20 protein-coding genes are annotated in these 24,756 nt (G+C 63.4%); 8 read left to right on the top strand and 12 right to left on the bottom strand.

The genetic code is table 11. From position 1 onward, the window contains the following. Positions 1-3: 3 nt before the first annotated feature. Genes NOF55_RS08480 through NOF55_RS08470 form a run of 3 tightly spaced genes read right to left on the bottom strand, consistent with a single transcriptional unit; the run spans position 4 to position 3,969 of the window. A complete protein-coding gene (locus tag NOF55_RS08480) occupies positions 4-855 on the bottom strand; it encodes an enoyl-CoA hydratase family protein (protein WP_306410906.1) in 852 nt (283 codons plus the stop codon). Continuing rightward, positions 852-1,640 (bottom strand): SDR family NAD(P)-dependent oxidoreductase, encoded by a 789-nt coding sequence (locus tag NOF55_RS08475; RefSeq protein ID WP_306410905.1) that lies wholly within the window; start codon positions 1,638-1,640, stop codon positions 852-854. The genes NOF55_RS08480 and NOF55_RS08475 overlap by 4 nt, the downstream gene beginning before the upstream one ends. A gap of 13 nt (positions 1,641-1,653) precedes the next feature. Further along, positions 1,654-3,969 (bottom strand): bifunctional salicylyl-CoA 5-hydroxylase/oxidoreductase, encoded by a 2,316-nt coding sequence (locus NOF55_RS08470; RefSeq protein WP_306410904.1) that lies wholly within the window; start codon positions 3,967-3,969, stop codon positions 1,654-1,656. A gap of 385 nt (positions 3,970-4,354) precedes the next feature. Here NOF55_RS08470 and NOF55_RS08465 point away from each other — a divergent pair, with 385 nt between their 5' ends. Together NOF55_RS08465 and NOF55_RS08460 are read left to right on the top strand one after the other, a co-directional pair. After that, positions 4,355-6,508: a ferredoxin family protein gene (locus NOF55_RS08465; RefSeq protein WP_306410903.1), complete on the top strand. Its 2,154-nt coding sequence runs from the start codon at positions 4,355-4,357 to the stop codon at positions 6,506-6,508. 10 nt (positions 6,509-6,518) lie between these two features. Then, entirely contained in the window at positions 6,519-8,069 is a 1,551-nt protein-coding gene (locus NOF55_RS08460; RefSeq protein WP_306410902.1) for an indolepyruvate oxidoreductase subunit beta family protein, read from the top strand. Positions 8,070-8,117: 48 nt separating this feature from the next. Here NOF55_RS08460 and NOF55_RS08455 read toward each other — a convergent pair whose 3' ends face one another. Continuing rightward, entirely contained in the window at positions 8,118-8,624 is a 507-nt protein-coding gene (locus NOF55_RS08455) for a MarR family winged helix-turn-helix transcriptional regulator (RefSeq protein ID WP_306410901.1), read from the bottom strand. Positions 8,625-8,789: 165 nt separating this feature from the next. Here NOF55_RS08455 and NOF55_RS08450 point away from each other — a divergent pair, with 165 nt between their 5' ends. Then, entirely contained in the window at positions 8,790-8,951 is a 162-nt protein-coding gene (locus NOF55_RS08450) for a hypothetical protein (RefSeq protein ID WP_306410900.1), read from the top strand. Here the strand turns inward: NOF55_RS08450 and NOF55_RS08445 are convergent, their stop codons facing one another. Further along, positions 8,952-9,737: a cyclase family protein gene (locus NOF55_RS08445; protein WP_306410899.1), complete on the bottom strand. Its 786-nt coding sequence runs from the start codon at positions 9,735-9,737 to the stop codon at positions 8,952-8,954. 421 nt (positions 9,738-10,158) lie between these two features. Here NOF55_RS08445 and NOF55_RS08440 point away from each other — a divergent pair, with 421 nt between their 5' ends. Together NOF55_RS08440 and NOF55_RS08435 are read left to right on the top strand one after the other, a co-directional pair. Beyond that, a complete protein-coding gene (locus NOF55_RS08440; RefSeq protein ID WP_370868947.1) occupies positions 10,159-10,695 on the top strand; it encodes a MarR family winged helix-turn-helix transcriptional regulator in 537 nt (178 codons plus the stop codon). A gap of 150 nt (positions 10,696-10,845) precedes the next feature. Beyond that, positions 10,846-11,532 carry a GntR family transcriptional regulator gene (locus tag NOF55_RS08435; protein ID WP_370868959.1) on the top strand — a complete coding sequence of 229 codons (687 nt, stop codon included), beginning with the start codon at positions 10,846-10,848 and terminating at the stop codon, positions 11,530-11,532. 76 nt (positions 11,533-11,608) lie between these two features. Here NOF55_RS08435 and NOF55_RS08430 read toward each other — a convergent pair whose 3' ends face one another. Further along, the gene (locus tag NOF55_RS08430) at positions 11,609-13,567 is read right to left on the bottom strand and encodes an alpha/beta hydrolase domain-containing protein (RefSeq protein WP_306410897.1); all 1,959 of its coding nucleotides are present in this window, start codon (positions 13,565-13,567) and stop codon (positions 11,609-11,611) included. Positions 13,568-13,681: 114 nt separating this feature from the next. On the opposite strand from NOF55_RS08430, the gene NOF55_RS08425 reads away from it, so the two are divergent. Next, positions 13,682-14,803, top strand: a complete 1,122-nt coding sequence (locus NOF55_RS08425) for a succinylglutamate desuccinylase/aspartoacylase family protein (protein WP_306410896.1) — start codon at positions 13,682-13,684, stop codon at positions 14,801-14,803. A gap of 69 nt (positions 14,804-14,872) precedes the next feature. Continuing rightward, positions 14,873-16,459: an ABC transporter substrate-binding protein gene (locus tag NOF55_RS08420; RefSeq protein WP_306410895.1), complete on the top strand. Its 1,587-nt coding sequence runs from the start codon at positions 14,873-14,875 to the stop codon at positions 16,457-16,459. Between the two features lie 196 nt (positions 16,460-16,655). Here the strand turns inward: NOF55_RS08420 and NOF55_RS08415 are convergent, their stop codons facing one another. From NOF55_RS08415 to NOF55_RS08400, 4 genes are all read right to left on the bottom strand, one after another. Further along, a complete protein-coding gene (locus tag NOF55_RS08415) occupies positions 16,656-17,774 on the bottom strand; it encodes a pyridoxal phosphate-dependent aminotransferase (protein WP_370868946.1) in 1,119 nt (372 codons plus the stop codon). 84 nt (positions 17,775-17,858) lie between these two features. After that, positions 17,859-19,892 carry an alpha/beta hydrolase domain-containing protein gene (locus NOF55_RS08410; RefSeq protein WP_306410893.1) on the bottom strand — a complete coding sequence of 678 codons (2,034 nt, stop codon included), beginning with the start codon at positions 19,890-19,892 and terminating at the stop codon, positions 17,859-17,861. A gap of 8 nt (positions 19,893-19,900) precedes the next feature. Continuing rightward, entirely contained in the window at positions 19,901-20,824 is a 924-nt protein-coding gene (locus NOF55_RS08405) for an NAD(P)-dependent oxidoreductase (RefSeq protein WP_306410892.1), read from the bottom strand. Next, positions 20,821-22,104 carry an NAD(P)/FAD-dependent oxidoreductase gene (locus NOF55_RS08400; protein WP_306410891.1) on the bottom strand — a complete coding sequence of 428 codons (1,284 nt, stop codon included), beginning with the start codon at positions 22,102-22,104 and terminating at the stop codon, positions 20,821-20,823. Before NOF55_RS08400 ends, NOF55_RS08405 begins: the two co-directional genes overlap by 4 nt. Positions 22,105-22,197: 93 nt before the next feature. Here NOF55_RS08400 and NOF55_RS08395 point away from each other — a divergent pair, with 93 nt between their 5' ends. After that, complete coding sequence (locus tag NOF55_RS08395; protein WP_306410890.1) at positions 22,198-22,575, top strand: RidA family protein; 378 nt, start codon at positions 22,198-22,200, stop codon at positions 22,573-22,575. Positions 22,576-22,613: 38 nt separating this feature from the next. Here NOF55_RS08395 and NOF55_RS08390 read toward each other — a convergent pair whose 3' ends face one another. Beyond that, positions 22,614-23,654, bottom strand: a complete 1,041-nt coding sequence (locus NOF55_RS08390) for an ABC transporter ATP-binding protein (protein ID WP_370868945.1) — start codon at positions 23,652-23,654, stop codon at positions 22,614-22,616. Then, positions 23,651-24,568 (bottom strand): ABC transporter ATP-binding protein, encoded by a 918-nt coding sequence (locus tag NOF55_RS08385; protein ID WP_306410958.1) that lies wholly within the window; start codon positions 24,566-24,568, stop codon positions 23,651-23,653. Before NOF55_RS08385 ends, NOF55_RS08390 begins: the two co-directional genes overlap by 4 nt. Between the last annotated feature and the right edge of the window lie 188 nt (positions 24,569-24,756).

Genomic DNA, 24,756 nt, shown 5'->3' with positions numbered 1-24,756 from the left:
CGCTCAGTTCCCCGCAAAGACTGGTTGCCGCTTGCTGGCGAAAGCCTCGAAGGCGCGCCGGAAATCCTGCGTCGCCATGCAGACGGCCTGCGCCTGCGCCTCCGCCTCGATCAGTTCGTCGATGCCCATCGCCCATTCCTGGTTGAGCATGGTCTTGGTCATTCCATGCGCGAACCACGGACCGTCGGCAATGGCGCGGGCGAGCGCCTGCGCCTCCCCGAGGAGTTCGGCCTGCGGATGGAGCGCGTTGTAGAAGCCCCAGCGCTCGCCTTCCCCGGCGCTCATGAAGCGGCCGGTATAGAGCAGTTCGGCAGCGCGGCCCTGGCCGATGATCCTCGGCAGAATGCCGCAAGCACCCATGTCGGCGCCGGCAAGGCCGACGCGGGTGAAGAGGAAAGCCGTCTTGGCTTCCGGCGTGGCGAGACGCAGGTCGGAGGACATGGCGAGGATGGCGCCCGCGCCGGCGCAGATGCCGTCCACGGCCGCGATGATCTGCTGCGGGCACTTGCGCATGGCGCGCACCACGTCGCCAGTCATGCGGGTGAAGGCCAGAAGCTCCGGCATCCTCATGTGCGTCAGCGGCTCGATGATGTCGAACACATCGCCGCCCGAGCAGAAATTGCCGGCAGCGCCCGTAAGAACAACGGCGCGGATATCGGACGCCTGTTTCAGCGCCAGGAACAGGTCGCGCAGTTCGGCATAGCTTTCGAAGGTGAGGGGATTCTTGCGCTCGGGATTGTTCAGCGTGAGGGTTCCCACGCGGCCGTCGTCGCTCACCTCCCAGAGAAAGTGACGAGCCTCATAATTGCTGAAAGAAACCGTTTCGCCCGGCGGCCACGTCCTTTTCCCGGTCATCCTGTCATTACCTCCCCACCGGCGACCGCGATCGCCTGTCCGTTGATCGATTGCGCCGTCGGCCTTGTGAGCCACAGCACCGTTTCGGCAACCTCCTCCGGTTGCACCAACCGCCCTTGCGGATTGGATTTCGTGAACTCGGCCAGAGCCTCCTCGGGGCTGCGGCCGGTTTTCTCGACGATCGCCGCGATGGAACGGGCGATGATCGGCGTGTCGGTGAAGCCGGGGCAGACGGCATTGACCGTGATGCCCTTTTTCGCCAGTTCAAGAGCCAGCGCCCGCGTCAGGCCGACGACCCCGTGCTTGGCGGCGCAATAGGCGGAAACGTAAGGATAGCCCATCAGTCCCGCTGTCGAGGCGATGTTGACGATGCGGCCCCCTGCGCCATAGGCCTTGAGGTCCGGCAGAACGGCCTGCGTCACGTTGAAGACGCCGGTCAGGTCGACGGAAAGCACATGGTTCCAGATGTCCGGCGTCGTCTTATCGAACGGCGCGCTCGGCGCGTCGCCCGCATTGTTGATGAGAATGTCGACGGGGCCGAAGACCGCGCGGGCGCCGTCCAGCCCGGCGGCAATGGCCTTGCGGTCGGTCACGTCGAAACCACCGGCGATGAACGTCTTCTCGATGCCGAGTTCCAGCGCCAGCGCCTCCAGCGGCTCGCGCCGCCGGCCGGCCAGCGTGACGCGGGCGCCGGCGGCAACCAGCGCCCGGGCAATGGCCGCGCCGATGCCGCTGCCGGCGCCGGTGACGAGGGCGTGACGCCCCTGAAGGCTGAGTTCCGCCATGCGCGCCCGCCCCTTACGTGCCGGTCTGGGTGGCGCGGGCGAGATTGGTCTCGTATTGGACCTTGCCCGACAGGTACTGTTTCGGCCACGGCACCGATTTCAGACCGATCTTCGCCGCTTCGTGCAGCGACCATGCCGGATCGGCCAGATGCGGCCGGGCGACGGCGCAAAGATCGGCGCGCCCGGCGGCGATGATCGAGTTGGCGTGGTCGGCTTCCGAGATCGCCCCGACGGCAATCGTCGGAATGTGGATCTCGTTGCGGATCTTGTCGGAGAAGGGCGTCTGGAACAGGCGGCCATAGACCGGCTTTTCCTCCTTCCATACCTGCCCGGACGAGCAATCGATCAGGTCTGCACCGGCTGCCTTGAACATTTCAGCGAAGATCGCCGCATCTTCCTGCGTATTGCCGCCCTCGAACCAGTCGTGGCAGGACAGGCGCACCGAGATCGGCCTGTCTTGCGGCCATACGGCACGGATCGAGGCGAACACGTCTAGCGGATAGCGGGCCCGGTTCTCGTGGCTACCGCCATATTCGTCGGTCCGCCGGTTGGTGAGCGGCGAAAGGAAGGAGGATATGAGATAGCCGTGGGCGGCGTGGAACTCCAGCCAGTCGGCGCCCGCCTCCGCCGCGCGTCTGGTGGCGGCGGCGAAATCGGCCTTCACCCGGTCCATGTCGGCGCGGTCCATTTCCTTCGGCACCTGGCTGTTCTTGAGATAGGGCAGGGCAGAGGCGGAAATCAGCGGCCAGCCACCCTCTTCGAGGGGTTGGTCGATGCCGTCCCAGGCCAGCTTGGTCGCGCCCTTGCGGCCGGCATGGCCGACCTGGATGCCGACCTTGGCCGTTGTGTTGGCGTGGACGAAATCGATGAAGCGCTTCCAGCCGGCCTTCTGTTCGTCGTTCCAGAGGCCGAGGCAGCCGGGGGTGATGCGGGCATCCGGTGAGACGCAGGTCATTTCGGCGAAGACGAGACCCGCACCGCCCAGCGCGCGGCTGCCCAGATGAACCATGTGGAAGTCGTCGAGAAGGCCGTCCTTCGCCGAATACATCGCCATCGGCGAGACGACGATGCGGTTCGGCAGCGTTACGCCGCGCAGGCGATAGGGGGTGAACATCGGCGGCAGGCAGCGCTCGCCGTCCTTGACGTTGAGCCCCTGTTTCGCCGCGAACCAGCGTTCGTAGCCTTCCAGCCATGTCTTGTCGCGCAGGCGCAGGTTCTCATGGCTGATGCGCTGCGAGCGCGTCAGCATCGAATACATGAACTGTTCCGGCTCCAGCGTGTCGGCATAGCGCCGCCCGACGACCTCGAACCATTCCATCGCATTGCGGGCGGCGTTCTGGATGCGGGCGACGTCGACGCGGCGGATGTCCTCGTAGGCGGCAAGAACGTCCGGAATGGTTTCTTTCGCATGGCCGATCTTCTGGAACTGGTTGGTCAGTTCGATGGCGTCGTCAATGGCGAGCTTGGTGCCTGAACCGATGGCGAAATGCGCCGTATGGGCGGCGTCGCCCATCAGCACGACATGGGACTGGCCGTTGAAATGGCTCCACTTGCCGCAGATCAGCCGGTTGAAGTTCAGCCAGGCCGAGCCGCGCAGATGGCGCGCATTGGTCATCAGCCGGCCGCCGTCCAGAACTTCGGAGAACACCTTTTCGCAGAAGTCGATGGAACCCTGCTGGTCGAGATCGCCCAGCCTGTGCGCCTCATAGGCCTCTTCCGTGGTCTCGACGATGAAGGTCGATGTCTCGTCGTCGAACTTGTAGATATGCGCCTGGAACCAGTCGTCGCCGACCTTGCGGAAATCGAAGGTGAAGGCGTCGTAGAGCTTGTCGGTGCCGAGCCAGATGTAACGGTTCGGGCGGACGACGAGGTCTGGCTGGAAAATGTCGGCATACCGGTTGCGGACATTCGAGTTGAGGCCGTCCGAGGCGATGATGAGGTCGGCATCGGGGAATTCGAGGTCGCTGGCGACGTCGGTTTCGAAGACGAGTTCGACGCCGAGCGCCTCGCAGCGCGCCTGCAGGATGTTGAGCAGCTTCTTCCGGCCGATGCCGACGAAGCCGTGGCCGGTGGTGCGCTGGCGGGTGCCCTTGAACAGAACCTCGATATCGTCCCAGTGGTTGAAGGCATCCTGGATCTCGGCGGCGCTCTCGTCGTCCCAGACCTTCATGGCCTCCATCGTCGCATCGGAAAAGACCACACCCCAGCCGAACGTATCGTAGGGGCGGTTGCGCTCGACGACCGTGATCGAGTGTTCCGGGTGAAGCTTCTTCATCAGCAGGCCGAAATACAGTCCGGCCGGGCCGCCGCCGATACATACGATGCGCATTCTCGTCCCCCGCGATTGGGTCGTCCGGATCGGCGACCTGATATATTTTAAGTTTAAAGTATATGGATGAAGCGAAACCCGTCAAGCATTAAAGTGCCGGCCCGTGCGCTGCGTCCCCGTTGCGTGCTTCCGGTGTGCACTCCATCCCTTCCGCGGCTTTGGTGCGAGCAGGCGAAATCTTTCGCGACGGGGGTCGAAATTGCCGAAAAATGCGGCAAAAGCCAATCTAGTGTTCATTGAAAAACATGCACATGCAATCGAATAAACCGTCGCATTGCTCGTTTTCGTCTGAAATCCGCGCGATAAAAGTTGATTGTTGACAGAAACAGAAAAATATAAATATGCTTTTGCATATAAATAGAAATCAACAAAAAAGGGGATCATCATGGCTGAGCGGTCGTTCGCCCGTGAAGTCGAGGATCTGAAGCTCGGCGAAGGGGATATCTTCAGCGGCGAGGGCATCCTCGCCATCACCAAGGCGCTCCTCCAGTCCGGTGTGTCCTATGTCGGCGGCTATCAGGGCTCGCCGATCTCGCACCTGATGGATGTGCTGGCCGACGCCAAGGATGTCATGGACGATCTCGGCGTCCATTTCGAATCCTCGGCTTCGGAAGCCGCCGCCGCGGCCATGCTGTCGGCCTCGGTGATGTATCCTGTGCGCGGCGCGGTGACGTGGAAATCCACCGCCGGCACCAATGTCGCCTCGGATGCGCTGTCGAACCTTTCCTCCGGCGGCGTGACGGGCGGCGCGCTCGTCATCATCGGCGAGGATTTCGGTGAAGGCTCCTCGATCATGCAGGAGCGCAGCCATGCCTTCGCGATGAAGTCGCAGATGTGGTTGCTCACGCCGCGACCGAACCTGCCGTCGATCGTCGATGCCGTCGAAAAGGGCTTCGAGCTTTCGGAAGCCTCGAACACGCCGGTCATGCTCCAGGTCGGCATTCGCAGCTGTCACGTTCACGGCCAGTTCGCGGCCAAGGACAACAAGCGCCCGGAATATACACTGAAGCAGGCGCTGGAAAATCCGCGCCGCGACGTCAGCCGCATCGTGCTGCCGCCGGCCTCCTTCCTGCACGAGAAGGAGAAACTGGAAAAGCGCTGGCCGGCGGCGGTCGAATTCGTCAAGGCCAACAGGCTCAACGAATTCTTCGGTCCCGAGGATGGCGAGATCGGCATCATCCTCCAGGGCGGCCTCTACAACGGCGCCATGCGCGCGCTGCAACAACTCGGCCTCGCCGACGTCTACGGTACAAGCCGCGTGCCGCTTTATGTCATGAACGTGTCCTATCCGATCATCGACGACGAGGTTGTCGCCTTCGCGGCCGCTAAGAAGGCCGTGCTGATGCTGGAGGAGGGCGCGCCGGAATACATTGAGCACGCGCTGCACACGCTGGTGCGCCGCCGCGACATCCAGACGAAGATCTCCGGCAAGGACATCCTGCCGCTCGGCGGCGAATATACGACGCTGGTTCTTTTGAAGGGGTTCACCACGTTTCTGGAGGCAAACGCGCCGCATCTGCTTGGCAACCGCCCGCCGGTGCCGGACCCGACGCCGGTGCTCGACGATCCGAAGGTGAAGGCGCTGGCAGAAGTGGTGCCGCCGCGTCCCGCCGGTTTTTGCACGGGCTGTCCCGAGCGGCCGATCTTCGCGGCCATGAAGCTGGTCGAGCGTGAGCTGGGCGAACACCATGTCTCCGCCGATATCGGCTGCCATCTTTTCTCCATCCTGCCGCCCTTCAACATCGGCGGCACGACGATGGGCTATGGTCTGGGTCCGGCCTCGGCCTCGGCCTTCAATGTCGAGGCCGGCAAGCGCTCGATCTCGGTGATGGGCGATGGCGGCTTCTGGCACAACGGGCTTGCGACCTCGGTCGGCAACGCAGTCTTCAACAAGCAGGACGGCGTCATCCTCGTGGTCGACAATTTCTATTCCTCGGCGACCGGCGGCCAGGACATCATGTCCTCGCGCGCGCTCAACCCGCGCCGCAAGACCAACAACTCGGTCGTCGACGCGGTGAAGGGCATTGGCGCCACCTGGGTGCGCCAGATCGACCGAACCTACGACGTCGCGAAGATGCGCGACACGCTGAAGGAAGCGCTGACCACATCGGAGAAGGGGCCGAAGATCATCGTCGCCTCTTCCGAATGCATGCTGAACAGGCAGCGCCGCGTGAAGCCGCAATTCGCCAAGGCGGTGAAGGACGGCAAGCGCATGGTGAAGGAGCGCTTCGGCGTCGACGAGGACGTGTGCACCGGCGATCACGCCTGCATCCGCCTTTCCGGCTGTCCGTCGCTCTCCGTCAGGCATACGGACGATCCGCTGAAGGACGATCCGGTGGCATCCATCGACAATTCCTGCGTCGGCTGCGGCAATTGCGGCGAGGTGTCGGAGGCCGCCGTGCTCTGTCCATCCTTCTATCGGGCCGATGTGATCCACAATCCCACCGCATGGGACCGTTTCGTCCACCGGGTCCGTTCCACCGTCATCGGCTGGCTGCAGAAGCGCCGCCAGGCCGGTCGCATCGCCTTTGCAGACTGAGGAGCCCGTCATGGACATGCAACCGACCGCCGCTGCCGCCACGCTCTCCTCCGACAAGCCTTTTTCGGTCGCCATCCTCGCTATGGGCGGGCAGGGCGGCGGCGTTCTGGCCGACTGGATCGTGGCGCTGGCCGAAAGCCAGGGCTGGGTGGCGCAGACCACCTCTGTGCCGGGCGTCGCTCAGCGCACCGGCGCCACGATCTACTATCTCGAAATGCTGCCGGCAAAGGATGGCGTCGCGCCGATCCTGTCGCTGATGCCGACGCCGGGCGATGTCGATGTGGTGATCGCCGCCGAACTGATGGAGGCCGGACGCTCCGTCATGCGCGGCCTCGTCACCCCGGACAAGACGCTGCTGATCGCCTCCACCCATCGCTCCTATGCCGTGGGCGAGAAGGAAAAACCGGGCGACGGCATCGGTAATCCGATCACAGTTGTCGATGCGACCGAGTTTGCCGCGCGGAAGACGATCGCCTTCGACATGGATGCGCTGGCGGTGAAGAACGGCAGCGTCGTGTCCTCGGCGCTTTTCGGCGCGCTTGCCGCCTCCAGGGCGCTGCCGTTCGACAGGCAGGCCTTCGAGGCGACGATCAGGGCCGGCGGCAAGGGGATCGAGGCGAGCCTGAGGGCGTTCGACGCTGCCTACCAGCGGGCGCTGACGGGCGAGAACGAGAAGCTTTCGGCGACACCCGCCAAGAAACTGGAAGCTCTGCCGGCAACCGCCGGCCACCCGGAGCTGGATGTGCTGCTCGATCGTATCCGCGCGGAATTTCCAGCCGCCGTACATTCCATGCTCTATGCGGGGGTGAAGAAGCTCGTGGATTTCCAGGATCCGGCCTATGCCGACGAATATCTGACGCGGGTCGCCGAACTTCATGCAGCGGACAAGGCCAATGGCGGTGCGGAGAAGGATTTCGTCTTCACGCTTCAGGCCGCGAAATATGTCGCCGTCGCCATGACCTATGACGATGTGGTGCGGGTCGCCGATCTGAAGGTGCGCGGCTCGCGCTTCGAGCGCGTGCGCAAGGAGGTCGGCGTGAAGCAGGACCAGATCCTCTACACCACGGAATACATGCACCCGCGCATGGAGGAAGTGTGCGGCACGTTGCCGAAGGGGCTGGGCCGCTGGATCGAGAACCGGCCGGGCCTGTTCCGGTGGCTCGACAGGCGCATCAGCAAGGGCCGCCGCGTCAAGACCGGCACGCTTTTCTGGTTCGCCGGCCTTTATCTGGTATCCGGCCTGCGCCGTTTCCGCAGGAGCAGTTTGCGCCATCACATCGAAACGGAACATCGCGAGGCCTGGCTTGCGAGGGCGCTGGCCGTGCTGCCGAAAAATTACGATCTCGCTGTCGAGGTGCTCGGCTGCCGCCGGCTGGTCAAGGGCTATTCCGACACCCATGCCCGCGGTCTGTCGAAGTTCGACCGCGTGCTGTCCGCCCTGCCGGTGCTCGAAGGGTGGGAGGACGGCGCTGTCTGGCTGAGGCGCCTGCGTCAGGCTGCGCTTCTCGACGAGCAGGGCATCGCGCTCGACGGCGCGTTGAAGACGGTGGCGACCCTTTGACGAGGGGCGCCGGCCTTCGAGGGCATGTGGACGGGATTTCGGCCGGAATCAGATCTCGTTCTTGCGCACGTTGCGCAGGATCTTCTGCAGGGTGCCGACGAAGGCGCGGTGCTCGTCCTCGCCGATGCCCTCGAACATCTGCAGCAGGAAATCGTACATGATCGGCCAGACCTTGGCGAAGGCGGCGCGGCCTTCCTCGGTGATGGTCACGTCGCGCACGCGCATGTCTTCTGCGCGCGGCTGGCGGCGGATATAACCCTGCTCTTCCAGCGAATCGAGCGTGCGGCTCATGGTCGACTGCTCGGTGACGGCAAAGACCGACAGTTCGTTGATGGTAGCCGAAGGGGTGACGCTCAACACGGCCAGCGTCCGCACCTTGGCCGTGGTCATGTCCATGTGCTTCAGCTCTTCGGCCAGATTGGCGTTGTAGCGCGCCATCAACCGGTTCATCAGATAGGGCGCGAAATTGTTCAGGCCGATTTCGCCAAGGCTGCGCTTGACCTCGGCATTCTCGTCGTCCGGTCGCAGGACTGCTCCTGAAAAGCGCTCCGCCATTCAATTCCTCTTATTTCAGCGACGAGGCAGCAGGAAACCTGAACCGCCGGCAAGCTCCGGTCCCGCAGATGCCGCTATGAAACGATCCCGGGACATCCGTCTTGTGGTTAACGCCCGTTTTGAGCGGATGCCAGCGAAAAACGAATCGAAACCGCAGAAACGGTCATGGAGATTGCCGACAACCGGGTTGACGCTCACGTTTTCCAGATCGGCCGGCGAACGAAACCTGGGGTGGTGATGATCGGATCGAGCGCCGCCACAGTATTCTCCCGGCATGCGGGACAGGATGGCATCCGGCGCCAGACGGGCGCGCCGGATTTTCGATGATCAGGCGATCAAAGCCAGCGCGCGCACGGGCGACCCCGTTCCCTTGACGAACTTCAGCGGCGCCGCGATCAGGATCGCGCCCTTCGGCGGAAGCTGGTCGAGGTTGGAAAGGCTGGCGAGGCCATACTTGTTGGCCGCATGCATCAGGTTATGGGCGGGGAAGGGCGGTTCCATGCCGCCGGCTGCGCCGGCATCGGTGCCAACGGTTTCCTGGCCCCAGCCGATGATGCCCTTGGAAAGCAGGTACTTGATGGCTTCGGCCGTCGGTCCCGGCGAATGCGGGCCGTTCTCGTCGGCGTTGAGGAAGGTCTCGGCCGAGCCGTTGCGCTTGTACCAGTCGGTGCGCAGCAGCACCCAGCTTCCGGCCTCGATCGCGCCATGCTCGGCTTCCCATGCCTCGATGCTCTCGACGGTCAGCAGGTAATCCGGGTTTTCGGCGGATTCCTTCGAGCGGTCGATGACGTTGACCGGAGCGACGAAGTTCTGCGGCGGGATCGTATCCGTGGTGTTGTTCGGATTGTCCTTGCCAGTGATCCAGTGACAGGGCGCATCGAAATGGGTGCCGGTGTGCTCGCCCAGTTCGATCCAGTTCCAGGCCCAGAACGGACCGTCCTGATCGTAATGAGAGATTGTGTGGACCTTCACGTTGGGTGTGTTCTTGCCGAACTGCGGCGGCAGGTACAGGACCGGCGTTTCCGGACCGAGCGGTGCGGTGATGTCGACGACCTTGACGCTGCCGGACAGAAGCGCCGCGCCGAGTGTGCTAAGAATTGAACTGTCGCTCATGTCATTCCCCTTTTGTCGCCCGGAGCCGGCACCGGCACCTTGCCTGCGGTCTTGATCAACCGGTCTCTTTTCGGGCGTTGCGGCCAGCCTATGAAATAAAATATGATGCTGCAAGTATTTGTCGGCCGAATTTCGCCGGCAAATAGACGGGTGGCAGGACGGAATTTCCGTCGTATACGGTAATTTATCGGCAATAATTCCGAGGCGCACCATGTTTTGTTTCTCGTCTGTCCGTCGTTTCGTATGTCTGAAAATATATGCGTATAAGTATAATTTAAAACGAGAAAGCGACGATGATGGCAATGGCGGGGAAGGGCGCGCGCGGCGGAGCCTCGCGCGGCTCGGTTTCCGTCGATTTGGTTTACGTTTGAAATAGCCGGGTCTTGACGCCGGCGTCCGGCTCCTGCACGCAGAAAGGTGAGTGCAGGACATCGCAGGGGACGTGACCGTGGCAGCCGATCTGGAAACCATCGCCGACGACAAGCCGGAAGGCACCAAGCAGGAGCTTCGGCTCTGGCTGCAGATGCTGTCGACTACCAAGCTCATTTCCCAGGAAATCCGCCGCCGCCTGCGGAGCGAGTTCGGCGCGACGCTGCCGCAATTCGATTTGCTGGCCCAACTCTACCGCGAGCCGGACGGGTTGAGGCTCGGCGAACTGTCGAAGCGGACGATGGTGACGAACGGCAACATCACCGGCCTGGTGGAGCGGCTGGAGGCGGACGGTCTGGTGCGCCGCGAAACGCCGGGTGCCGACCGGCGCGTGACCGTCGCCCGGCTGACCGATACCGGCCGGGAAGCCTTTGCCCGCATGGCGCTTGTGCATGAAAACTGGCTGTGTGACATGATGAAGGACATCGACAGCGCGATGATCCGGACCCTGTTCGCCGAGATGGAAACGCTCAAGAAGTCGGTCCGCAATCACCTTTCCGAAGGGGAAGCAGGTCCCGCCGATCGCTGAGCGGCGGAGAACCGAAGGTGGTAGCGAGTGACGAAAGATCTTTCGCGGATGGAGAACGCTATGATTGATCTTGTGTCCTGTGATCAAAAAATCATTTCTCGGCCGTCGGGTTTGCGTGTAACGTCGGCTATCGAAAAATTTGAGATCCGTATGATTAACGTCGAGTTGCTTAAAGTTTCCTCCAGAACGACTGTGCAGGACAGTGTCTACGAGCAGTTGCGGAATGCCCTTATGTGGGGCGAGTTCGAACCGGGGCAGGCTGTGACTATCGCCTCGCTGGCGAACCAGTTCGGAACAAGCCATATGCCTGTGCGCGAGGCCTTGCGGCGGCTGGCGGCGGAGAACGGTCTCGAGGTCGCCCATAACGGTTCGGCGCGGGTTCCGGCGGTGTCGCGCGAAAGACTGGACGACCTGTGCCGGGTCAGGTCGAACCTCGAGGGACTGGCGACGGAACTTGCCGCACAGCGCATGACGACAGACGAGATCGACCATTGCCTCGCTCTTGCGCAGGCGCATGAGGCGCTCGGACGCGAAGGCAAGGTCCGGCAGATGCTTCGCAAGAACCAGGAGTTTCATTTTTCGATCTACGAACGCTCGGGGTCGGAAGTCCTGCCGCAGATGATCGAGGTGCTCTGGCTGCGCTACGGTCCCTATATGCGGATCCTGTCGAATCTCGTCGAGCAGCAGCTGGATGCCGGCGTCATTCATCCCTATTCGACCTATCATTATGAAATGATAGATGCCTTCAGGGCCGGCGACGCCAAGCGGGCCGGCGCATTGATGGTCAAGGACATCGAGGCGACGCAGGTGCTGCTGCACGGCATGCTCGATCCTTGAAATGCCTTTCCCCGGGCTGTGCAAGTTCGGGGAAGTGCGTCGCCTGTCCGATGTGAACGGACAGCGGTCGGCAATATCAGATGAAGTTGAATGTCGTGAAGTAGCCGGCTTCGGCGCGTTCCAGTATGCGTGCCTTGTCTTCCTCCAGCAGGAAGCCTTCGTCGGCCAGCCCTGCCAGTCCCTCGGCCAGGGCGTCGCGCCAGGCCTGCTCGCTGCCATAGCGCTCTTCCAGCGACGGGCGGGAATCGTTGTCCCGCAGGCGGTCGGCGCGCGTCGCCGCGAAGGGCCAGTAGGAACCGAAGACATTGAAGAGTTCGCCCTGGGCATAGCCGGCCTTGCGTATCTGCCAGCCGGTATGGGTTCCCGCCGGGGCGATGAGCAGCGGATGGGGGACGCCGCCGATGCTGTTCCCGTCGCTATCGATTGCGCTGATGCCTACCCGGTACTGCTGGCCTGTCGCGGGCGGCATGGAGGTATGATCCGTCAGCCGGAGTGCGTTGATATGGGCCGGAAATTCGGCATTGCCGATCTTGGGGAAGGCCTGTGCCGCGATCTCCGGATCGACCAGCGTCCCTGCCGCGCGGGTCGGGTAGACACTTGACGGCGGGAGTGTGCCGTTTTCGATCCACTCGACCAGCGCATCGATCAGCGCCCGCGTCAGCGTCCCGTATGTCAGGGTGTTTCCTTTCGCCGAGGCGATTTCCGGCGGCAGGGCGTAATCGCCATGCGCCACGCTGGAGGCGAGGTAGAGCCTGACATTGTCCGGCAGGGCGACGTCGTTTCCTTCGGCATCCGTCGTGACCAGCGACGAGCGCGCGGACATGTACTCCGAGTCGGTGTCGACATGCATGATCTTCGGGCAAACGCCGTCCGCAACCGGACGGTTCAGGATACCGTCCGTCCTGCCGCTGACGGGATCGAACTGGTCTGCATAGCCGAAGGGAAACTGGTCGCCGGGAAACGTGTGATCCTCGTGCTGGCGCGAAAACCGGCCCGGCTGGCTGAAGGGCTCGTTCAGGAAGATCTTGCGGGACCCGGCGATGAGCGGCATCACGGCGTCGAAAACGGGACGGCCGGCAAGATCGGCGTTGAAGCCGCGGTGGAGAAAGTCGCGCAGGAAACGACCGCTTTGCGAGAGGCCGAAGCCCAGCGCCTTGCGATAGGACGCCTTGAGGGGATGCGGCGTGCCGTCCGCCCCGCCGTAGCGCAGGAACGACAGCGTATCGCGCACGGCGCTGAACCCCAGCCCCATCACCACCGGGTTCCTGGCCGTGTAGATGAATTCGTAGATCGCGCCGCGGTCGAAGACGAAGTTTGCCGGATGCTCGATCTCGATCGTGGTTTCGTCGAGATAGCGCCAGGTCAGGTCGGCCGGAGTCTGGCGCGGATCGGCCTCGTTCTGGCGCACCGTCAGGCTGGCGGAGGCGTCGGCGATATCGGCGGCGGGATAGGCAAGGCGATAGCGGAAGAGGCTGTCCGAAACCTCTTCGATGGTATCCTCGCGGATGGCCGCGCGAGCATCCTTGATGAACTCCTCACGGGAGGCGCCCGTGTAGGGCCCATCGGGCCTTGCCGCGACCGGCAGCTTCGCCAGCATCCGTCCGGCGCCAGCCGGGACGTCGCCCTGCCATGAACTCCAGACGACGGTAAAGCCCCTCTCCAGAAGATAGGCGGTTCCGAGATGCTCATTTGCGAACGGCATGTTGGTCGCCGGCCCCGTGTTGATGCGCTGGATTGCCCGCTTCGTGCCGCGGTTCAGCACATCGTAGAGAAGCCACCCGTTGCCTCTGCTCTCGTCGACCGGTTTCAGAATCTCGATTTCGGTTTCGTATTCGACGAAGCCGCCTGCGTTTCGCGGTGCCAGATCGAGAAGGGCAATGTCCCTGTTGCGCGGACTGTCCGGATCGATCTCGCAATTGAGTGTGCCGAAAACCCATTCATACGGCCCGGCGGTTCCAAATTCCCGCCCGTCATAGGCGGGCGAGATGCGCTTCGTTTCCTGAAACGAGATGAGGGGGCGGGCAGATGAGGACATGGGGACAATCTCGACGAATTCAAAATTGCGGGGCGCGGGACGCGATGACTATTGACAATAGGAAAGATTAATAGATCATTTGATCACAACATCAATATAAAATCGAGTTCCTCCATGACTTATCTTGCCGAGCAAATCGTTCTGAAGGCTTCCAATGCCGGCGTCGAACGCAGCCTTACGGTTCATCGTTTCGGTGAGCGGGGCGCCCGCCCCAAGGTCTATATCCAGGCGGGGCTTCACGCGGCGGAGACGCCGGGCATGGTCATCGCCCATCACCTGCTGCCGATGCTGAAGGAGGCGGATGCCGCCTCGCGGATCGCCGGCGAGATTATCGTCGTTCCGGCCGCTAATCCGATCGGCCTCGGCGATACCGTTCTGGGCGTGCATCTGGGACGTCATTCGCTGGCGTCCGGTGCCAATTTCAACCGCGGTTTTCTGGATCTGGCGGCCGTTACCGCGCCGCAGCTTGAGGGAGCCCTGACGCAGGATGCCGACAGAAACGTCGCTTTCATCCGCAAGGCGATGAAGGATGTGATCGCATCGCGCGTGCCGAAGACAGAGCTTGACGACCTGCGCCTCACGCTACTCGGGCTCGCCTGCGATGCCGATTACGTCTTCGACATGCATGCCGAGGAGGATGCGATCTTCGCTGCGGTTCTGGCGCCCTGGACGCTGCCCTTCAAGGACAGGCTGGCCGGACATCTCGATCCGCAGCTGATCTTTTATGCGGATTACCCGCCGCTTTTCGATACGGCGTGCAGTCGTCCGTGGGCGGATCTCGCCAGGCATTTCGGAGCGGGCATTCCCATCCCGCAGGCCTGTCTGAGCGTCACGCTGGAACTGCGCGGGTCGGGCCATGTCGACGACGCGCAGGCGAAGGCCGACGCAGGCAACCTGTTCGCCCTGCTCACCGCGAACGGCTGCGTGGCGGGAAGCGTCCCGCCCGCAAGGCCTCTGGTGGAGGCAATCCGTTTCGAAGGCGTTGAGTTCATCCGCACGCCGGTGCCGGGGATCGTCGTCTACAAGCGCCGTCTCGGCGAATTCATCGAAAAGGGCGAGGTGATTGCCGAGGTCGTCCAGCCCTTCGTCCGCGAGATCGATGCCGTGCGTCACCCGATCCGCAGCGCGACTGCCGGCCTGTTGTTCGCCTGCCGCCATGCGGTCGTCGCCCAGGCCGACGATGTCGTCGGCAAGGTGGCCGGCAAGGACCCGCTCCCGGACCCGAAGCACTACTGACAAGGGGGCCGCTCCATTCGCTTTCAGACTGCGGACGTATGTCCGGAACCAAAAAAGGGGAATGAACACATGAAACGATTTCTTGCCTGTACGGCGCTTGCAATCTCGTTGCTAGCTGGTGGTGCGAACGCGGAGGCGCTCCGGTTCGCAGGGCCGGTTTCACCGCTGACCTTCGATCCGCACGGTACCAACGACTTCACCACGACGGCGCTGTTCCGACAGGTTTACGACAGTCTCGTCGCCTTGACGCCGGATATGAAGCCCGCCCCGGGGCTCGCCGTTTCCTGGACGAAGAAGGACGACCTCACCTGGACCTTCAAGATCCGCGAAGGCGTGAAGTTCCATGATGGGAGCCTGATGACCGCCGAGGATGTGGTCTTCTCCATCATGCGCTCGAAGGATAGCGGCTATTATGCCGCGTATTTCGGCCAGATCGAGAAGGCCGTGGCCGTCGACGCGACGACCGTCGACGTGACCAGCAAGCAGCCGGATCCGATTCTGCCGGACAAGATGGTGCGCATGTTCATCATGTCCAAAGCCTGGTCCTTAGCCAATGGCCTCGAGGCCATTCCGAGCCTCGGTGCGACCGGAACCGAGGCCTATTCTCTGCGGCATGAGAACGGCACGGGCGCCATGCGGCTGAAGCAGCACGACCCGAATGTGAGGACCGTTTTCGAGCGGTTCGACGATTATTGGGGCGAGGCAAGCGGCAATGTGACGGAGGCGACCTATGTACCGATCACCTCCACGCCCACTCGCGTTTCCGCGCTGCTGTCCGGCGAGGTGGACCTGATTTCCGATGTTCCCTATCAGGATATCGAACGCATCGAGGCAACGCCCCAACTCCAGATCAACAAGGCGCCCCAGCTTCTGTGGATGCAGTTCGAAATGGATGGCAGCCGCGATGTCGCCCTCGATGTCTGGGACAAGCAGGGCAATCCGCTGAACGCCAATCCGTTCAAGGATGTCAGGGTGCGCCAGGCGATCGCCCAGGCGATCGACGCCGATGTGATCGTCAGCCGCATCATGCGCGGCAATGCCCGGGTTGTCGGAATACCCTCCATTCCCGGTTTCGGCGGCTATCAGGAAGATCTTGACAAGCGCTGGCCCACCGATGTGGAAAGGGCCAAGGCGCTGCTCGCCGAGGCCGGCTATCCCGATGGTTTCGCCGCCCAGCTCAACTGCCCGTCGGAACGCTATGCGAATGCCGAAGACATTTGCAAGGCGGCGGTCTCGATGCTCGCGCGCATCGGCATCGATGTCCGGCTGAAAACCTATGTCTGGCCGGAATTCGCCAAACTGCTGGTCAATGGCCCGAGTTCGAGTTTCCATCTGATCGGGGTGGCGAGCAGCTGGGATACCCAGGACGCCTTCACGTCTTTGATGATGACCCGCAATCCCGAAGCCGGCGAAGGCTTCTTCAACTGGGCACTCTGGCATAACGAGGATCTGGACAAGGTCGCCCGTGAGATCCGGATCACCTTCGATCCGGCCGAGCGGCAGGAACTTTACAGGAAGGGCATCGAAATCGGCAAGGAGCAGGTCTACGCCGTTTTCCTGCACCAGCCCTTCCTCGTCTGGAGCGCCAAGGAGAACATAGAGGGCGTGATGCGGCCCGATTCGACCCTTCTGCTGAAGGATCTGAAGGTCAACTGAGAAGAAGCGGCGCGGTGGATGAGAGGCGGCGGATCGTGATCCGCCGCCTCTCTTTTTTCGAAGAGGCTTCCCGTCTTCCCACGGCAGAGTGCGTGCAAATGGCTTTAGGTGCTTTACTGAAATCACGGCAGGCATGAAAAAGCCCGCCATCCGGATGGGATGGCGGGTGCAAGAGGTTCGCTCCAGGGGGGAACTGTTACAACGAGCCGAAGAAGCGCTGTAGCCTGTTCATCGCTTCCGTTACGCGTTCGGTCGACTGGGAGCCGAAGCAGACGCGCAGATGTCCCTCGCCGGTCGAACCGTAGAAACTGCCCGCCTCGACAACGACATCGGCCTTGTCCAGGATGGTTTCGGCCAGCGACTGGGCCGGGATGCCGAGAGCGGCGACATTCGGGAATGCGTAGATGGTGCCTTCCGGCCAGTCACAGGTAACGCCCGGCATCTGGTTGAGGCGGCTGACGACGATGTCGCGCTTGATCCTGTCCTCCTCCACGAGGTCATGAAGCACGTCCGAAGGCCCGGTCACTGCCGCATAGGCGCCCTCCTGGATGAAGGTATTGACGTGGGTGACGTCGTTGGTGGTGATCTTCAGGATGCCCTCGATGAGGTTCGACGGCGCCGTCAGGTAGCCGATCCGCCAGCCGTCCATCGCAAAGCTCTTGGTGAAGGCGAACATCGAGATCGTGCGTTCGCGCATGCCCGGCAGCGAGGCGATGGAAATGTGCTTCGCATTGTCGAAGAGGATTTCCTCGTACACCTCGTCGGAGGCGATCAGCAGATCGTGCTTGATCGCGAGATCGGCAAGCCCCTGTAGTTCCTCGCGGCTATAGACGCGGCCCGTCGGGTTGCAGGGGTTGATCAGCGCGATCATCTTCGTCTTCGGCGTGATCTTTTCCTCGATCAGCGCCGGATTGATCGAGAAGCGGTTGGCCGCATCCAGCCTGGCGAAAACCGGCTTGGCGCCGGCGAGTTCGATCTTGCCGACATGCTGCGGATAATAGGGTTCGAGCAGGATCACCTCATCGCCCGGATCGAGCAGCGCCATGAAGGCAGCGAACGAGGCATGGGTCAGGCCGTTGGTGACGACGATCTCGTCGGGCGTGTAGTCGAGGCCGTTCCTGGCCGAGAGCTTCTCCGCCAGCGCCTTGCGCAGCTTGGGTATGCCCTGGAAATGCGAATAATGCACGTCGCCGGCGAGCAGGGCCCGGATGGTCGCCTGCTTGATGCCGTTTGGCGTGTCGGCATGCGGGCTGCCGAGTTCCATGTGGATGAGATCGCGGCCGGTATCGTGCAACGCCGCGGCCCGGGCGTACATGCCGAAGGATTTTTTCGAACTTCCTGTAATTCTCTTGGCTAGGTACTTCATGACTGTCTTTCTTGTAGAGGCCGTTCCCGGCGGTCAGGTCGAGAGATCGTGGAGATGGTTGACCGCCCCGAAACCGAGCGTCATGGCTGTTGCGAATTCGATATCGTCAGGGTGGTAGAAGCCTTCGGCGCACAGTGTCTCCGCGGCGCGGCGGATGGCGTCCGAATAGTCTTGCGGGGTATCGAACCGTTCCAGGATCGCCGGCCGGGGATCGCCGGTCAGCGCTCGTTCCTCAGCGCTCACGGGGAAGGGGATATAGCTGCCGGAGAAATCGTGCAGCGCACCGTAGCCGTGGCCCCGGCCGCGCAGGTTCCAGCCCGTGTAGGTTCCGAGCGGCACCTGAACCATTGGCGCGAGAAGGCCGGCGCGATCGTTTCCATCGGCATCGGTGGCTGGCACCAGAACGGCATAGTGCCTGTTCGCATCGACGGCGGGATCGGCCGGGGCGGGCGCGCCCTCGTCGAAGCCCGGTCCGTAGTCGACAGCGGGCAGAAGATTGGGCTCCCTTGGAAGCAGAGTGCCGGGAATGGCGGGAAACGCCGCCCGCCATTCCTCGAAGCTTACCAGCGTCCCGTCGGCCTTCTTCGGATAGCGGCTCGGCGGCGGTGCTTCGCCTTCCAGCCACTTCTGCATCAGGAGCAGTGTGCCGCGGAAGAAGGCCACCGTCGAGACGATGTTCTGATGGTTGGTGCAGATGCCAAGCGGCGGCTTTGCCGGCGTGGGATCGGACCAGTGCTGCGAGCTGGCCCAGTAGTAGTAGCGGACGGTTTCCGGCAGTTCGAGGTCGTTGCCCCGGCTGTCCGTATGCACCAGCGATCCGCGCCGGTGCCAGTATTCGGAAGCCGTCTGCGTGTGGATCACCAGCGGATCGGTCTCCGGCCGTTTGAGGATGGCGTCCTTGCGGCCGCTGATGTGATCGCGGCTCATCGCATAGGAGAACGGGAAGCGATCGGCCGGATTGAGATTGTCCTCATATTGCCGCGAGGCCGCCACGACGAGGTTGGCGAAGCGGTTGAGCATCGTTTTGCCGGCACCGGAAATATGCGGAAGCATGCCGTCGAAAACGCGCCGCCCCGCGTAATCCGCATTGAAGCCGCGGTAGATGAAGTCGCGGATGCAGCGTCCGGACTGGGAGCGTCCCCATGCGATGGCGAATTTCGGCAACGTGCCGCCGGCAGCGAGCGGATTGGCCGGGCTGCGGTCGTTCTTGAAAAAGGCGATCAGCTCCCGCACGGCGATGAAGCCCATGTCGAACACGAGCGGCCGCGTCGCCTCATAGGTCAGTTCGTAGATCCAGCCCGGCCGGAAACCTTCCGGCAGGTGGATATGCGAGGCGGACGGTATTAACGCCTGCTCGCCGCCCTGCACGTCGCCGCGCGCCAGGCCACCGCCATTGCCGAGAACCTGCGTGAAGGACCAACGATCCGAACCGAGGGTTTCCGGCTGCGCATGGGGATAGCGGCGTCTTTGCAGCCGTGCGGCGGCGGGATCGAGCGACCGCGCCGGATAGCTGTAGGTACCTGTCTTGCCGGAGAGCGGCAGGCAGGTCACGCCGGGCGTATCGCAGATGAACTCGACCTTGATGCGGGCGGAAAGCGGCGTTCCGTTTCCGGTGGCTTCGGGCACCTTGATGGTCATGCGGCCGTCGCCCGGCAGGACGTCGCCCTGCCATGCGGCGATGACGACCGTGTAACCCTGCCGCATCAGGAAGCCGTTGCCGGCGTCGGCGGCGGAGGACGGGCGGTTGGTCGGCGCGCCGTTGTTGAAGAATTGCAGGCAGCGCTTGTTGCCGCGGTTGACGAATTCGAAAAGGATCGTGCCGTTGGCCTTTGCCGGATCCTTGGGGCGCAGGATCCAGATGTCCGTCTGCGCGCTGACGTGGCCGTCATCGTCACGCCCGGCCAGCGCCATATCGTAGGCATGCGAAACAGAAGGATCGGCGGGGTCGACGGAAATCTCGGCTTTTCCTGACAGCGTTTCATAGACGCCGGTGTCTCCAAACGAAACGCCGTTTGCGAAATCCGTTTGCGTCAGGTCGGTGATCTTGATGCGGGGCGGGGTGGTCATGATGCTCCTCATTCTTGCGCGGCGTCTGCCGGAATTGCCTTGAGGCAGAGGGTGAGATCGCTGATCGCCGCCTCCGCACCGCCTTGTGCCGCCGCCTGCGCAACGCGGCCGGCGATGGTTTCCGCCACGGGAATCCCGCAGCCAAGCTGCCGGGCCTGGGCCGTCAAGGCATCGAGATCCTTGGCAACCGTCGCAAGCGACAGTTTGCGGCGTGCCGCGCTGTTCGGCCCTTCGATCTCCGCGGCGGACATGGCCTGGAACGTCCGGCTGTCCGCGCCCGTGCCGGTGATCATGGCCTTGAGCCTGCCGGGTGCGATGCCGGCTGCCGCGCAGAGCAGGAAGGCTTCGCTCGACAGCATGGCCATGCCGTAGCCCATCAGGCCGCCGATCAGGCGCAGCATGTGGCCGCTTCCGGTTTCGCCGGCGGGGATGACCTCGCTCGCATAGGCTTTCGAAATGGCCTGCATGCGTTCCAGCAGCTCCGGCGTGCCGCCGCACAGCAGTTTCAGCGTGCCGCTGCGGGCGAGATCCGGCGTGCCGGAAATCGCCGCATCGACGAACGCCCCGCCAAGCGCCCGCCATTCGCCGGCGAGCCTGCGGGAAATGTCGGGATCGCCGCTGGTGTGATCGATGTGAAGGATGCCCTGCCGCCCGGAAAGGCCGGAAAAGAAACCGGTCTCGCCGGTCAGAACCGTTTCCACCTCCGCCGAAGAGGGCAGGCAGGTGATGAGAATGTCGGTCCGGGCGGCTAGCGCCGCGCCGGTGCGGGCAACCGCGCAGCCCGCCGCCGCCAGTTCGTCTGCCAGCACGCCCCGTGCGCGCGGCGAGGGGAGGATGGTGACCGTATGGCCCGCTGCGCGAAGGCGCAGGCAGATCGGCAGCCCTATCTTGCCGGTGCCGGCAAATCCGATCCTGTTTCCGTTCTCGTTCATCGTGTCATCCAGTCCGTGAAGCGGGCATGCGCCAGAGCTGCCGAAACGACGATCGGCGTGAAGGAATGGAACGGCAGCGTCCGCGCCTTCACCATCGGAACCGGCAGGTCGCCGGGCGGCTCGCCGAGCGCCGCCCGCGCCAGCACGCGGCCCAGTTGGGCCGTCATGGCGATGCCGCGGCCATTGCAGCCGATGCCACCGTAAAATCCCTCGCCGAATTCATGGATGCGTGGCAGGAAATCCGGCGTCATCGCCGCCACGCCCGTCCATACGACTTCGACGCCCGGATGCCGTTCGAGCTTCAGTTCCGAAACGAGGCGGTCCACGACAGCCTTGCCGATCCGCTCGAAGGCGCCGAGCGGAACGATCGCCATGCCGCCGCTGATCAGCCGGTTGTCGCGGTCGAGCCGGTAGGTGAAGAGGTTGGAGCGCGTGTCGCCAACGGGGCGGCGCTGCGGCGAGATGCGCTCCACCGTTTCCGGCGGCAGGGGCCGCGTCGCGACCTGATAGACGCGCAGCGGCACGACAGTCCGCCCCATTCGGCCGGCGGCGCCGGAGGTATAGGCATTCGTGCAGAGGAGCACGGTGCCCGCCCTGACCTCGCCGCCGCTGAAGGAAACGGTCCAGTCGGCACCGGCCTTGCCGATGTTTCGGACCTCGGCCCCTTCGCGGATGACGCCGCCGTGGCGGATGACCGCGTTCGCCAGGCCGAGTGCGTAGTTCAGCGGATGGATCGTGCCGCCGGACTCGTCCAGCAGGCCGCCGGAATAGATCGAAAGACTGGTCTGCTGCTCGATTTCGGCGGGGGAGAGAAAGCGCACGGGCCTGCCGAGCGCCTGCCAGTCGGCGGCGCGCTGGCGCAGAAGGTCGGCGGTTGCGGTGCCGTAGGCCGGTTGCAGCCAGCCGACCTGGCTGGCGTCGCAGGCGATGTTTTCCTCGCGGATGGTGGAGAACACGGCATCCGCGCCTTCGCCCACGAGTTTCAGCAGGGCCTCGGCCTTTTCGCGGGGAAGCTTCTGGTACACGGTGGCGGGGTCCGCCTTGGCGAAATTCGGCACGACGAAGCCGGCATTCGTGCCGCTTGCGCCCGCGCCTATCGAGGTGCCTTCGAGAACGACGACCTTCTTTCCGGCCCTGGCAAGCGCGAGGGCGGCGGTCAGCCCGGTGAAACCCGCACCGATGACGACCGCGTCGGCCCGGGCGGGAACCGCGGATTGCCGGAAATCCGGCGCCGGATTGCCCGTCATGGTCCAGAGTGTTTTCTGTCCTTCAATCTGCATAGAACTTTCCTTCAGGCGGGAATCGCGCCTTGCCAGTTCGAAAGATAATGGGATACGATCAATTGATCAAATATAAACATACAAGGAGTCATCATGTCGCGCCGCCTCATTTCCTCAGGCTCTCCGTTTGAAAAAATTGCCGGCTATTCGCGCGCCGTCGTCCAGGGCGACTGGGTTTTCGTTTCCGGCACCGCCGGTTACATCAAAGGCGAAACCGATCCCGACGATGCCGCCGCCCAGACCCGCAAGGCCGTCGAGATCGTCGCCGACGCGCTGTCGCAGGCGGATGCCGCCCTTGCGGACATCGTCAGCCTTCGCATCTACGCCGCGCGCCGCGAGGACATCATGGCGATTTCCGAAGTGCTCGGCGAAACCTTCGGCGAGATACGCCCGACCAACACCACGGTCGTCTGCGGCTTCGTCAACGACGACATCAAGGTTGAAATCGAGGCGGTTGCGCTCAAGCATTGACCTTGTCGCGGGCGGCCCGGGGTCGCCCGCATCTCCTTTCAGTTGATGTCCTCGGCCCGGTGACAGGCGACCTGCGTTTCACCGATCCGGCGCATTTCCGGCTTGCTTTCCGCGCAGGTCGACGTCGCGAAGGGACAGCGCGTGCGGAAGGCGCAGCCCGAAGGCGGGTTCATCGGGTTCGGCAATTCGCCGAGCGGCGGTTGCAGTTCCGTCTCTCCCACGCTGACGCGCGGCACGGCGCCGAGAAGCAGGCGCGTATAGGGGTGCATCGGCTTTTCGAAAAGCGTCTCGCGATCCGCGACCTCGACCAGATTGCCGAGATACATCACGCCGATGACGTCGGACATGTGGTCGACGACGCCGAGATCGTGGCTGATGAACAGGTAGGTCAGGCCGAACTGGTCCTGCAGGTCCTTCATCTTGTTGAGGATCTGCGCCTGCACGGACACGTCGAGCGCCGAGGTCGGCTCGTCGCAGATGATGAAGCTCGGCCGCGACGACAGGGCCCGCGCGATGGCGACGCGCTGGCGCTGGCCGCCCGAGAACTCGTGCGGAAATTTTTCGGCATCGGCCGGTGAAAGGCCGACAGTCGTCAGCAATTCGGCCACCATGTCGCGGATGACCCGCCCGTTCTTCTCCAGCCCGAGGGTCCTGATCGGATCGGCGATCGAACGGCCGATGCGCCAGCGCGGATTGAGGGAGGCATAGGGATCCTGAAAGATCATCTGGACCTCGCGCCGCTCGGGCAGGGATTTCGCGGCGATGTCCGTCATATTCTTGCCGCGGAAGATGACCGCGCCGGAACTCGGCGTGTAGAGGCCGGCGGCGCAGCGCGCCACGGTGGATTTTCCGCAACCGGATTCGCCCACCAGCGCCATCGTCTTGCCGGCCGCAATCGACAGGTTCACCGCATTGACGGCGTGGAGATAGCGCTGGGGCTGGCGCTTGACCAGCCTGTCGATCCAGCTGGATTTGACCGGAAAACGCATCGAAAGGTCGCGCGCCGTAACGAGCGGCTCCTGCTGCGCCGGGGATGATTGGAACTGCATATCGTGCTTTCTGGCGAGGGAGGATTTCATGACGCTATTCCGTCCGTTGCGAGCCAGCAGGCGGCGGTGTGATCGGCGGCGCCCGCAAGCTCCGGACGCTCGACGCGGCAGCGGTCGAACGCCACGGGACAGCGTGGCCAGAACGAGCAGCCGGTCGGCAGGTTTCCGGCACGTGGCATCGCTCCGTCGATCTGCTGCAGGCGCCGCAGGCGGTGCCCGATCTCCGGAATGGATTTCATCAATCCGCGTGTATAGGGATGCCTGGCGTTGTCGATCACGTCCCTGACGGGGCCGTTCTCCACGATCCTGCCGGCATACATGACCGCCACCCGGTTCGCCGTCGTGGCGATCACGCCCATGTCGTGCGTGATTAGGATGACCGCCGTGCCCCGCTCGCGGCAAAGCTTCTTCAGCAGCATGATGATCTGTGCCTGGATCGAAACGTCGAGCGCCGTCGTCGGCTCGTCGGCGATGATCAGCTGCGGGCGTCCGGCGAGCGCCAGGGCGATGACGACGCGCTGGCGCATGCCGCCGGAGAACTCATGCGGATAGCTGTCCATCCGCTCGCTGGCGGCGGGAATGCCCACCTGCTGCAACAGCGAGACGGCTTCGTCGAAGGCGGCCGCGCCGCGCAATTCGGTATGCTGGACGATGGTTTCGATCAGTTGCCGCCCGATGGTAAAAACCGGATTGAGCGAGGTCAGCGGGTCCTGGAAGACCATGCCGATCTCGGCGCCCCGGATCTTCGCCATTTCCCGTGCGGAAAGTGTATCGATCCGGCGGCCGTTGAGGCTGATCTCCCCGCCGGTGCGCACCAGTGCACCCTCCAGCAGGCCGGTTATGGCCGTGCCGGTCATCGACTTGCCCGCGCCGGATTCGCCGACGATGCCGAGCACTTCTCCTTTGCGGATGTCGAAGGAAATCCCGTGGACGAGGGGGACCATGCGATCCGGATAGCGAAGCCCAACCTTCAGTCCCTTGACGGAAAGAACCGGAACCTGCTGCGCGCCGGCATCGCCGAAAGCCGGCCGCGCGATGTTTCGAGGTTCGCCGGAGGTCTTGGCGTCCCGGGATATGATCATTCTCTTCAAGCTCCCCGATCGCGTGCCGCCAGGAAAGCTGCCGCGATTTT

Origin of the sequence: Ectorhizobium quercum (genome assembly GCF_026552795.1) — a bacterium.
GTDB classification, from domain to species: Bacteria; Pseudomonadota; Alphaproteobacteria; order Rhizobiales; family Rhizobiaceae; genus Ectorhizobium; species Ectorhizobium quercum.
Note: the sequence above shows the minus strand (reverse complement) of the source record. Positions and strands in the feature narration are given on the sequence as shown.